This is a genomic window from Microcoleus sp. K4-B3 (assembly GCF_036704615.1).
In the GTDB taxonomy this organism is placed as follows: domain Bacteria; phylum Cyanobacteriota; class Cyanobacteriia; order Cyanobacteriales; family Microcoleaceae; genus Microcoleus.
In genome coordinates, this window is sequence record NZ_JAUBSF010000001.1 from 88297 (window position 1) to 100432 (window position 12136).

Genomic DNA, 12136 nt, shown 5'->3' on the forward strand with positions numbered 1-12136 from the left:
ATAGTTCTTGAGGTAGCTTTACATGGTTACGCTCCTTAAAGCAGCAGCAATGTATTCTATCGACATTTTCCCCAAACTTGTATGACACGGCACAAGCACCAACCGCTCTGCCAGTGCGTGCGCGTTGGGGAGTTCATTTGGCCCGCCCAGCAATAGGGGGTAGGGTGTTTCGGTTTGCACGCCACGTTCGTACAGAGAACAGCGCACGCGATACACATACTCCTGCGCTTGTTCCGGCCCGCAGTTGACTAGCAGGGGAAACAAATGTACTTTCGTCTGACCTGCCGTGTCTGCCAATGGCTTAAGCGTCTTACAACCTGCCAAAACTTCGTCCAAAATGCCCGTGTTTGCCTGCTGCTGCGCGGCCAGTTTATCGCGCCGTCGCCACTGCGTCAGCACGATCGCTGCTTGCAATTCCGACATCTGTCCGGCACGCATTTCCTGCAAAACAGCCCGTACTTCCTTCTCCTTCTCCAGCGATGGTGACGTAGCCCCCCCCAAAGCTTTTGGTAAATACTCACGCACAATAGCCCGCAAAGCATAATTAGCCAAAAGCGGTAATTGGTCTTTGGCTTTTGATTTTAGGTCTGGGAAATTTGGTTTCAAATTGCCCGACTTGAGCCATAAGACTCCTCCGCCAACTGCCGTTAGCGCTTTGAAGTTAAAGCTCCACACACCCGTCATGCCACGGAAGCCACAGGCGTCGTACCCTGCTTGATAAGCCGCGTCCTCAATCACTGGCAAGCCCAAGCTGTTAAGCAGCGCGTAGTCTTGGTCTAGTCCGTAAGTGTTTGCGGCCAAAATTGCATCCACACACCCAGCACGAACCATTTGCGTCAATTTTTCCGCATTGAACCGCAAGGACGACGTAGCACAATCAACCGCAACAATTTCCGCGCTGCCTGCCCGTAGACCTGTCAAAGCCGCCGGACAGATGTAACCTGGCACAGCCACGCGCCGCACGCGCAGCGCCTCAACTGCCAACGCCAGTCCGTAACGCGCCGACGCCAGTAAATGAGGTCTCCAGCCTGATGGTGCAAATGCCTGCAATTCTTGAGTGAGCGTGTCTGCGTAGCTCCGCCCCACTAAGGCTAACGCAGCATTCGCCAGTTCCGACGCACCCCAGTCCGGTATATTGATGCGAATGTGTTTTTTCATCTATGACTCAGGGCTTCGGCATAAAGGTTTTCATGAAGTTTGATGATGTGATCTATCTGATAATTCTCCATTTTCTGTCGTCCCTTTTTTCCCATTGTTTGTACTTCTTCTGAATGATTTAAAACCCAATCCATTGCTTGTGTAATTCCCGGAATATCTCCTGGTTCTACAAGGATACCACATTCGTCTTCAAGGATATCCTGAATGCCCCTAATTTTGGTTCCAATCACAGTAATTTCCATCGATAAAGACTCCAACACGCATCTAGCTAATCCCTCCTGTTCCGAAGCTAATATGGTGGCGATAGAAGCTTTTATAAGAGTGGGGATATCACTTCGCTTTCCTAAAAAATGTACTTGGTTTTTTACTTTTAAATCTGATGCTAACTGCCGCATTTCTTGTACAATCTGGCTTTCGCCCGGACCAGCTAAAGCTAAATGTACTCCTGGTCGATTCAATGCAGCAAATGCCTGGATTATATCGCGAGGACGCTTGCGGGGGATCAATTCTGCCACTGTTAGAAACAAAAAACTTTCTGTAGTTATTCCCAAGTCTTGACGCACCCGTGCTACTTCAGCTTCCGAAACCAAATGAGGATTGTAATAATCCAGATTCACACCTATTCCTGGCATATAACAAATGCGATCTGATGGCAAGAGATGGTGTTTTTTTGCTGCTGCTTCATCCTCGCGATTGATCGTCACTAAATAATCAGTCCAAGGCCCAGCCAGTTGTTCCAAAGCCTGAAAAATAGCATTCTTTAACGGTTTGCCTAGAGGATGGAAATGAAAGCCATGAGCTGTATAGATTACCTGACATTTTTGCTGTTTTTTTAAATCTTTGAGGGCGTATCTAGTAACAAAAGCAGCAACCGGCGTATGTACGTGAATTATATCGTATTTTTCTGTTTTGACAACCTCTCTAACCACTTGCGGAGCAGCCAAAAAATTTCTCGGATCTAGAGGATTGCGCGACCATTCTACATCCCAGACGCGATCGAATGCCTGCAAACATTCAGCATCGTCTGAAATTCCGCAAGCCATTGCATCCACTCGCCAACCCGCAGCGCGGAAGTGATCGGCAAAAGGCAGCAAAAAAGCATGGATAGTTCCTGGGATAGTAGTGATAATTAGAAGGCGATTCATATTAGGAGTTATTTGCGTTTGTTAGCAGTTAAGGCACTTTCATACAAATTTTCGTACTGAGTTACCACAGAGTCTAAGGAAAATAATTCAACAATTCTAAAGCGAGCTGATTTTCCTAAAGTTTCCCTTTCCTCCCCATCTAGAGCGATTAACTCTTTCCAGGCATTTGCCAGCGCTTGAGGATTTTTTGGAGGTACTACTTTTCCGGTATTGGAGACAATCCAAGCTGAATCGCCTACATCTGTAACGACGCAAGGCACCCCGCAGGACATCGCCTCTCCTACAACCAAAGGAAATGCTTCACCGTAAGCAGAAGCGACAGTAGAAATATCTAATGCAGCAGTTAAACGAGGGATGTCGGTGCGCTCTCCCAACAGGTGAACGCGATCGCCAATGTTCAACTCTTCAATTAATTTTATGAGAGACATATTTTGTCGATCTACTTTAGTGCCAATCAACAAAAAATGTACATCTGGATAGGTTTTTAAAAGCAAAGCAGCAGCTTGCAGAAAGTTAGCATGGTCTTTCATCGGATGATAGCGACCTATCGCGCCAATCAGCGTCGTTTTTTCTGGTAATTCTAGCTCAGCTTTCACCTCTAATTTGTCTTCTAGTGATGGCAGCAATAAGGAAGTATCAAACCCGTTGGGAATGACGCAATTATTGTTACGGTTATAACCTAACGCTTCATGTTGCAGCTTGCTAGCTTGAGATACATAAACCACCCGAGCAGTTAATCGAGATAGATAAGCACACCATTTAATAATCTTAATCGTTAAGCTTTTTTCTGATGCCAATGAACTAATTGAATGATGAATGCTCCACAAAACTGGTGTTTTCAATAGGGACAGCCCACTCGCTAATTGTGCTGCTAAATTGGCGTGATACATCCAACCTTGAATTAAGTCGGGCTGGAGTTTTCGCACTAGGCTAACTAATTTCCATATTGCTGCTGGTGTAGCTATTCCTGCTTTCATGCCCATAGTATAGACCGGGATGCCTAAAGATTCAATGCGATCGCCAAAAGTTCCCCGATCGATCAAAGAAACTACAATAGGATCAAACCTCAGCCGATTAGTTTTAGACATAAGTTTGTAAAGCATCATTTCAGCTCCACCCGTTGAGAGTCCAGTGATAATATGTAGCACTACAATTTTTTTAGATGAAATACGGTCAATAAACATGACTTTTCCTTTTCCTTTTGGGGGTTAACAACTCTTGATTAACTAAAATCAATAAAGCTAAAGTTGACATAATATACCAAAAATTGGCAACCAAAAATACTCTTGGATCTCCAGACTGCTGATAGTCAACCCATACTTGCATTGTTAAAGCGTAAAGATATATTATCCAAGGGTTATCAGCCATATTTTTAATTAAAATACTTTGTAAGTAGCGGCCAATCCATCCATAACAATAGGAAACTATTAGAAGTCCCGGCCAAGATAAACTATAAACAGCGAAGGCCAAAAAACCAGTCGGAATTTCATAGCTGAGATTTCCTTTAGCAGAAAGAATATATCGCGTATTAATAATAGAAATTGTTTCAGGTTTATTTATATTAAATATTTTTTCTGGTATAAAATATAAAAATCCATATATCCAGTCAACAAAAAAACGAAAACTATAATATTGATCGAAAGCTGTATCTAGGGACTGGATGGGAAAGGCAAAGTTAGCCATCAACTTATAAATACTAAACTCTTCATCAGAGGAATGACTATTTTTAGCCTCTATGAATTTATCCACTACGGCATCAAAACCACTATCGATGGCGCTTAGGCTCCAAAAAAATTCTTTTCCATACAACAAAAATAAAGCACCAAAACCAAATATAGGGATAGTCTTCCAGGTAAAAGTCTTGCCTCCCTTCAAGACATAAATTAAATAAAATCCAAAAAAGTAATATATGAGTATGGCACGACCACCTGACAAAGTTGAGGCAATAAAAGCAACAATTACAGAGCTAAAAAATCCGACGCGCAAAAATATTTTAAATAGTTTACTTTTGATTTCTCCAAAAGCAAAAGAACACAGCAAATAGGATGCAAATAATGAACAATACATAAAGTGTTTAACGAATACAAGCGGACCGCTGTCAACTCCAGCATTCGATCGAATCAAAGTTATGTTAGCCATGGCATTTAAAACACCACCATACTGAGCCCCATATATATAAATTGCCAGACAAGATATAATTAGTAATAAAAATGAATACCAAAGAACATACTTATTATTACTATTTTTAATAGTGACATTTTTTCCACAGCTAATCGCTGATTTTGTATAGAAGCCAATCAGCACAACTAAATATCCTGTAAAAACAGCAAAAATAGTTTGTATATTACTCGTATAATTTAGTCCATTTAGAGTCATTTCATAGCTTGAGTTTCCCCAATTAGCTTCTAACAAAAAACCTGGTATAGCATAGGATAGAGAGAACATAAAATGACCTAAACTAAGAAAATCCAACTTTCCAGTTTTTTTTCGTATTATTTCTATAAAAAGCATGAAACCTAATAATCCCACGTAAGTTAATGCTACCATATATAGTTCTCTTATTTTAAAGAATCCTCTCTTTATTATAGTATTCCATATCAATATTCAGACCTGGTTCAATAATGCCAGATATTCAGATATCGCTTTGTCTACACCAAAAGACATCCCTCGTTGCACGAGCATATTCCGATCGACTGGAATTTCAAGTACCTGCAACATAGCTTCAGACATTGCTACTTCATCGCCGACTGGCACTAAATGTCCGTATTTTCCTGCTTCTAAAATTTCATCAGGACCACTCGGACAATCTGTGGCAATTACAGGGCAACCACAGGCCATAGCTTCAATTAACACTGTTGGCAATCCTTCCCAACGAGAGGAAAGTATAAAAGCACTAGCTCTGTTTAGATACGCATAAGGATTTTCGACAAACCCAGGTAAAGAAACATCTTCAGAAATTCCTAGACAAGCAATCGCTGCTTCTAGTTCACTTCGACACTCTCCTTCGCCTAAAACCATCAAGCGAGCGTGTTTCTGCTTTCTGAGCAGGGCAAAAGCTTCGAGCAGAGTTGAGAAATCTTTCTGCTGTGTTAATCGCCCTACCGCCAAAAATACAGGTACCTCTCCATCTTGAAACCACGGATGGTTGAGATCGGCTTTCGACTTAGCAATCAATTCATTATCAACGACGGGGTTATAAACAGTAATCACTTTCCCTTCTGAAAGTCCGAGCTGTAGTTCTAAATCGCGCGATACGCCAGTGGAAACCCCTACAATGGCATCAGCGCTGGGATAAAGTAAGTTCATCAGCGGTGCAACCAATTTAGCCTGAATTAATTTCGACTTATTTGATGACATGGTGTTGTGTTCTACTACCACTAATTTGGTTTCTGTGCGAGCCAGCTTTCCGGCTAACAATGCCACTATGTTTGCATGACTGAGGTGCGACAGGAGGGCAAGTGGCTGATTTTGGCGTAGATATTTCGACAAAGGCAGGATAGCCTTGATGACACGTCCTGCTGAGAGATTCACAACGCGAACCCCATCAGGAACTTGGTTTAAATAGGGGCCCTCAGCAGTAGCCAATACTAGATCTAATGGAATATTCTGGCTTGACATACCTTTGAGCAAGTTGACGGCAACCCGCTCAGCACCTCCACCATGCAAATTAGGAAGAAAGAAAGCTATACGTCTTGTACTTCTTGGTTCTAGTATCTCTAGTTTAGTTGTTAAGTTGAAACCGGGCAGGTGCTTCATTCTTTAATTTTCCCCTAATAAATGGCAATGTGTTTTTACAATAAGTTATTTTTAATTTTTCTATGAGCGAACCAAAGCAGCGAGAAGGAAGAAAACAAGTATACACAACTCGTAGACAAGGCAATTCCTTTAATTCCTATCCATTGCATAAACAGATAATCTAAGCTAATATTTATGAGTAAGCTACAGCCAAAGAACCAGATCAATAAATGATTAAGCTGCATAGAGGTTATTAACCTAATCGCCAAAATATTGATAGTATAAAAAGGGATCTGCAAAGCATATAAAGATTGAATTTCAGCAACTAAGTGTGTATTTTGCGTAGTGAATTCTCCTCTTTCAAATAGGATGTGAACTATTGGCTCAGAAAATACAATAAAGAAGATTGTCATTGGCACAGTAACAACTAAAATGATTCCTATCCATTGCCTAAGAGTCCGATGCAAATTGCTCCAATCTTTATTAGCAACCATCTTTGAAAAGTAAGGAACCAAAACAGTACTCAAGGCAATACTCATCAGGCTAATTGGCGAGGCAATCAACCTGTTACCATAGTTGAGTGCTGCGACACTTCCAGGCAATAAAATTGCTGCCATAGATTGATCTACTACACCAGCGCTACAAATTATAAATGCGGCTACAATCATAGGACTATACTGACCAGCTACCTGCTTCAGGTAAGTGTCAAATCCATACCACCTGGGGCGCAATGATATACCCTGGCGTTTCAATGCTGCTCCTATCACAACCATCTCTATTCCGGCTCCACAGAGTAGCGCTCCTGCCAAGGCATATATTCCCCAACTCTTGAAGATTAACAGAAATAATATGCCAACAACATGGCTAGTAACAGGAACCACGGATGCTAAAGCAAAACGTTCTCCTGCATTCAAAACCGCAGCCCAAGTGCTGGCGATACCACTGAGTAGAATAATCGGTGCAGTAATGCAGAGTAGAGAGAATGTAAGACTCAACTTTTGTGAGCTGAATCCTGATGCAATTAATGGTAAGTAAAATGGCGCGGTAGATAATACTATAGCTATTGTGAGCGCCAGTATTCCTGCACTCCAGATAGTTGCTCCCGAAAAAAGTTTTTGAGCAGCTTTTATGCCCTCTTGCTCTCGCACCTGAATATAGGTGGGTACTAGGGCAGAATTAAACGAATTAGCTATCACATTAATAATAAAAGCCGGAACCAGCAAGGCAATCAAAAATGCCTCTAAATCATCTCCTGTACCAAATCTCCATGCAATGAATAACTCTTTGAACACAGACACAATTTTAACCATTGCTGTCAATAAAGCAACTGTCGTAGCGGCACCAAAGATTTTACGACTGAGAGATCCACTTGTTAGATTTTTCCAGATATCAATCAACTTCTGCAATTGACGCATTTTAATTAGGATAAAATAGGAGGGCCATTCATTTATGAGCTGTGTGATTTTTTTTACATAGGGGCGACAATAATGCTTTGCAACAAAGAGTTATAGCCCGTGGACACTTCCCAGATATCTTGATTAGCAAGCCTGATTGAATATTCTGGGCGCTTGTATAGCTTGGGAGTTGGATCGGGTAAATTTAACAATACATCGTATTCTCCGTATGGCATATTTGCTGGGATATTTTCTGCAAAGTTTATTCGTCTGGTCGTACCAGCCATCCACAGGCGCGGATCTGCATTAACAACCCAATGGTATTCTCTTTTTGTTTCGCGGTTGCGTAGGACTACTTCTACTTTACGACGATTGTAAGGGCTAGCCCATCCTTCATTGATAATTTCAAAACTCATTGAAAAAGTACCATTGGGTTTGACAATTTTTGGGAGTTTTGAAGAGACAAGACGGAAGCGATATCCCAAACGACGCTTAATTTCCTCCATGCAGCCTTGCTGGCTCCATCCCTGATAAATTTCTGTTGCATCAGATTGATTTGTTGACAGACTGCTCCAGTGCATCCTAGCCAAGTCAGTTAAGACCCCTGGACAGTCATCGTATTCTGGGGGCTTACTTGGCCATGCAGGTTCACCTCCCTGCACTACATATTTTGTATCAAGATTTAGCCACGTTTTCTCTTGCTCTACGAGAGTTGGATTGGTACTGCCATAGGTTCCAGCATCATCTATACCAGCTCTAAAAGCATCATTGTGATGACCAGTTCTAGCTCTAACAGAACCATTAAATGCCTCTTCAATAGAGAGGGTATTTATGTTATTAAATATCTGTTTTTTTTGTTTGGAGTAACGTATTGTAACCATCCGTTCAGTGGGTAGCACAGACAGTATTTTTAGGAAAATTGCTCTAGCATCATCCGTAACATCTAGAGTCCAATTATCTACAAGTTTGTTAGTTGAACTATGCCACTCTCCCCAATACCCAACAAAACCTGCATCCATGTATGCGATCGCATCGTAGTTCTCTGCCAAAATTGGCTGCAACTGATGCAAGTGTGAGATAATTTTCTCGCGCGGAGCATCAGCACCTCCTCCTAGCCAATTGTAAGAAAATCTGACAATCAACTTCACCCCAGCTTGGCGGGCTGTTTCGCAGTCCTGCGAAATCATCTCTAAGAAAGATGGTGATAGTGGTTTTTCTTTAAATTCAGAAAGCAGGTAAATCCGGCGCACCAAAGTTATATTCCGCTCTTTTATTTTTTGCAAGTCAGAGAGTTGTAATGGAGAAACTGGGTTATTACCAATAGGGTCAACTGCTACGAAGAAACCTCTTTCAGGATTGGGGAAATTCTCGGAACTACTTTCATAGGTTAATGCGGTTTGATTGGAAGGAACAGTAGCAACAGTCGGTTGGCATGAAGCGATCGCAAACAACAAGATTGACGCCAAAGGAAACTCTATATATTGTCCTAAATTCATGATTTCCCTGCCTGCCGCTGTTGATTTTGCGCTCGCTAAGTCATCCGACTCGGATCAACTTACTCATCAACATATTTTATGGGAGAAAATGAGTAAGTTTTAAAATTATTATGTAATTTTTTGTGAACTGTTACCAGCCCCAATCAATCTTCCTACCGCCGCGCATTCTACAGGCTTGGAAAAAAAGTATCCCTGTCCGTAGACGCACTTCAGAGCTTTGAGTTCAGCTATTTGCCATCTCGTTTCAACTCCTGTGGCAATCATTCCCATACCTAACTCCTGAGTTATCGCAATAATTTTGTGAAGAATTTCTAAGTTCGGCTTGCTAGCATCAAGCCCGCTGACTAAAGAACAATCTAGCTTCAAACAATCGAATTTCCCATACTTCAGCCGCGTCAATTGGTAGAGGTGAGTTAATGATACATCACTGAGACCGCAGTGGTCTATTTGTACTTGCAACCCTAAAGTTTTAAGTTTGAGAAAAACAGACCCAGCCAACTCGGAATTTTCCGTCACAACATATTCAGGAATTTCTAACCTCAAACTAGAAGCATCGAGATTTGTTTCTTTCAATATTTTGGCAATCGTCTCGATTAAGTCAGCTTGGAAAAATTGTTTGCTAGTCAGATTCACGCTGACTGTTAGGGGAGTATTAAGGCCTAATTGCGACTGCCAAATCCGCATCTGGTTGCAAGCTTGCCGCAGTACCCACTCGCCAATAGGAACAATCAAGCCCGTTTCTTCTGCCAGTGTTAGGAATTCGTCTGGCCACAGCAAACCTCGATTCGGGTGCTGCCAGCGCAACAGCGCTTCAAAACCACTAATTTGATCGGTTTCCAGGCAGACGATCGACTGATAGTGAATCCGAAACTCCTCATTTGCCAGAGCCACCCGCAAATCATTCTCTAACTGAATAGATGCTGCACTGCTAATCTTTGCCACAGCGGTTCTTTTTTGGGCTGTATTGGCGTACAAATTGGCGGTTGAATACCCTGGTACATACTCAGGCACTAACTGCTGTAGGATTGAGACAATTAAATTCGCATCATTGCGATCGCCTGCTTGACAAAGAGCTTCTACTTCCCGATCGATATTTTCTTTCACTATGCGGCTGGCATTGCCCAAACTGAGAATTTTTTCGTGTTTCGTGCGGTTGTATTTCTCGCCTGGAATAAACAGTTCTTCAAACAATTTTTCTCCCGGGCGCAGCCCTGTAAACGCAATTTCTATGTCTTTACCCACTTCATATCCTGAGAGCCGAATCAAATCCTTTGCTAAATCGAAAATTCTGACTGGTTCCCCCATCTCGAGCATGAATACTTCCCCGCCGCCGCCGATGACTGCTGCCTGCAAAACGAGTTGAACTGCTTCGGGAATTGTCATGAAATATCGACAGATATCTGGGTGGGTAATTGTGATCGGCCCGCCCTCAGCAATTTGTCGCTTGAAAGTGGGTACGACGCTACCGCGGCTGCCAAGAACATTACCGAAACGAACCACTACAAAGGGATTTTTGCTTTTTTTTGCTGCTTGCAGCACCAGCATTTCGGCTACTCTTTTGCTAGCTCCCATAATGCTAGTTGGATTCACCGCTTTGTCGGTGGAAATCATCACAAAGTGTTCCACATTGTATTTCAACGCCAGATCCAGCAGATTTTTCGTCCCCCGCACATTGTTAGTAATCGCTTCCGGCGGGTTTAATTCCATCATGGGTACGTGTTTGTGAGCCGCCGCATGAAAAATGATGTCTGGTCTGATTGTTTCAAAAACGTACTCTAATCGCTCCAGCAAACGAATATCGGCCATAAAGGCTGTCACGCGAGTAATATCTGTTTGGGTTTTGCTGTTTTTTTTGAGTTCTGACAGGACTTTTCCTAATTCTTGTTGAATGTTGAATACAGAATTTTCTCCGTGTCCGACGATGATGATTTCCGCAGGAGCGCACTTTAATATTTGCCGACAAAGTTCGCTGCCGATGGAGCCGCCCGCACCAGTAATTAGAACTTTCTTGCCTCCAATCAATTTCAAGACTTTGTGGATATCGGTTTGGATGGGGGCGCGGCGGAGCAAGTCCTCAATCTGTACTTCTCTGAGGCTACCTAAACTGACGCGACCTTTGATGATTTCATTGAGGCCGGGGAGGATGCTGGTTGGAATTCCAATTGACTGGCAAATCTCTACGATTTCCCTAATCTCTTTTCCCGAAGCTGAGGGGATGGCAATCATGACTTTGCCGATATTTAGCGATTGCACTACTTCGGGAATGTTATAACGATTGCCGACTACAGTTAGTTTGCGAATCTGCTTGCTGATTTTTTTGGGGTCGTCGTCAACGAAAGCGATTGGATCGAGTCCTACCTCCGGGCTCCTTTGCATCGTTTGCATCAGAGATGCGCCTGCACTGCCCGCACCGACTATCAGAACCCGATTGCGTTGCTGAACTTTCCAGGGTTTTTGGTTCCATCTTTCGAGGGCTGGAATGCTGAAACGAATGGCCGCAACTAACAAAAAGCTGATGATAGCGTCTAGTAGCGGCAGCGATCGTGGCAGAGTGCCGATCGGCGAATTATTTAGGTGGTATAGTTGTTGGAACAAGATAATTTCCACTGCTAGGGATATACCTATTAGCATCGTTATTTGTGCCATTTCTTCCAGACCCGCATACTGCCAGTAACGCTTGTAGAAGCCCCCCGCATAAAATACTGCTAGTTTGACCGCTACAAATAATACTGTAACTACCCCTAGGCTGTGTAGGTAGGGAGCCAGAGTCAATGTATCATCTACACGAATTGCCAGGGCCAATAACGGTGCGATCGCAAAACAAATTGCATCGATTATCAAAAAATGACGGGTTCTTAATCCCACCAACACTTTACTGAGTTTTTTTACGATCATATTCATCACACCCTATTACACAAAAACTTTACTAAAACTATATCTAGTACCTAATGCTGAGGTATTTTTTTATACCACCCTGCCCGCTGCAATTAATCAGCCTTTCTTTTAATCGGGCATCACTCAAGTGATATCATTAAGGCTATTATCAAGAATATGTCCAGTCTCCTAATTTTTTATTTTTTGAGATTAAATTTTTAGATGTTATTGCTGCGTTTATCTTCTCCTATTACTGGTTGCATCGCTCGTAAATTTATAATTCTTTACTTACTTTTAACAAAAATATATAACTTTTTCGTTATGGGGAGCGCAA

The 12136-nt window shown here is 42.4% G+C and carries 8 protein-coding genes; all 8 read right to left on the bottom strand.

What is annotated here, in order from left to right:
* Positions 1-18 precede the first annotated feature (18 nt).
* Positions 19-1158 carry a DegT/DnrJ/EryC1/StrS family aminotransferase gene (locus QUA78_RS00390; protein WP_333299663.1) on the bottom strand — a complete coding sequence of 380 codons (1140 nt, stop codon included), beginning with the start codon at positions 1156-1158 and terminating at the stop codon, positions 19-21.
* The gene (locus tag QUA78_RS00395) at positions 1155-2303 is read right to left on the bottom strand and encodes a glycosyltransferase (protein WP_333299664.1); all 1149 of its coding nucleotides are present in this window, start codon (positions 2301-2303) and stop codon (positions 1155-1157) included. Before QUA78_RS00395 ends, QUA78_RS00390 begins: the two co-directional genes overlap by 4 nt.
* 8 nt (positions 2304-2311) lie before the next feature.
* Entirely contained in the window at positions 2312-3487 is a 1176-nt protein-coding gene (locus QUA78_RS00400) for a glycosyltransferase (protein ID WP_333299665.1), read from the bottom strand.
* Positions 3477-4850, bottom strand: a complete 1374-nt coding sequence (locus QUA78_RS00405; protein WP_333299666.1) for an O-antigen polymerase — start codon at positions 4848-4850, stop codon at positions 3477-3479. The genes QUA78_RS00400 and QUA78_RS00405 overlap by 11 nt, the downstream gene beginning before the upstream one ends.
* 57 nt (positions 4851-4907) lie before the next feature.
* Positions 4908-6059, bottom strand: a complete 1152-nt coding sequence (locus QUA78_RS00410; RefSeq protein WP_333299667.1) for a glycosyltransferase — start codon at positions 6057-6059, stop codon at positions 4908-4910.
* A gap of 35 nt (positions 6060-6094) precedes the next feature.
* Positions 6095-7453, bottom strand: a complete 1359-nt coding sequence (gene murJ, locus QUA78_RS00415) for a lipid II flippase MurJ (RefSeq protein ID WP_333299668.1) — start codon at positions 7451-7453, stop codon at positions 6095-6097.
* A gap of 53 nt (positions 7454-7506) precedes the next feature.
* Positions 7507-8886, bottom strand: coding sequence for a DUF4832 domain-containing protein (locus QUA78_RS00420; RefSeq protein WP_333398491.1), 1380 nt, complete (start codon positions 8884-8886; stop codon positions 7507-7509).
* Between the two features lie 150 nt (positions 8887-9036).
* Positions 9037-11823: a polysaccharide biosynthesis protein gene (locus QUA78_RS00425; protein WP_333299670.1), complete on the bottom strand. Its 2787-nt coding sequence runs from the start codon at positions 11821-11823 to the stop codon at positions 9037-9039.
* Between the last annotated feature and the right edge of the window lie 313 nt (positions 11824-12136).

Excerpts from the sequence above, each read along its gene's own strand:
- QUA78_RS00390 (WP_333299663.1), bottom strand. The coding sequence starts at position 1,158 with ATGAAAAAACACATTCGCATCAATATACCGGACTGGGGTGCGTCGGAA.
- QUA78_RS00395 (WP_333299664.1), bottom strand. The coding sequence starts at position 2,303 with ATGAATCGCCTTCTAATTATCACTACTATCCCAGGAACTATCCATGCT.
- QUA78_RS00400 (WP_333299665.1), bottom strand. The coding sequence starts at position 3,487 with ATGTTTATTGACCGTATTTCATCTAAAAAAATTGTAGTGCTACATATT.
- QUA78_RS00405 (WP_333299666.1), bottom strand. The coding sequence starts at position 4,850 with ATGGTAGCATTAACTTACGTGGGATTATTAGGTTTCATGCTTTTTATA.
- QUA78_RS00410 (WP_333299667.1), bottom strand. The coding sequence starts at position 6,059 with ATGAAGCACCTGCCCGGTTTCAACTTAACAACTAAACTAGAGATACTA.
- murJ (WP_333299668.1), bottom strand. The coding sequence starts at position 7,453 with ATGCGTCAATTGCAGAAGTTGATTGATATCTGGAAAAATCTAACAAGT.
- QUA78_RS00425 (WP_333299670.1), bottom strand. The coding sequence starts at position 11,823 with ATGATCGTAAAAAAACTCAGTAAAGTGTTGGTGGGATTAAGAACCCGT.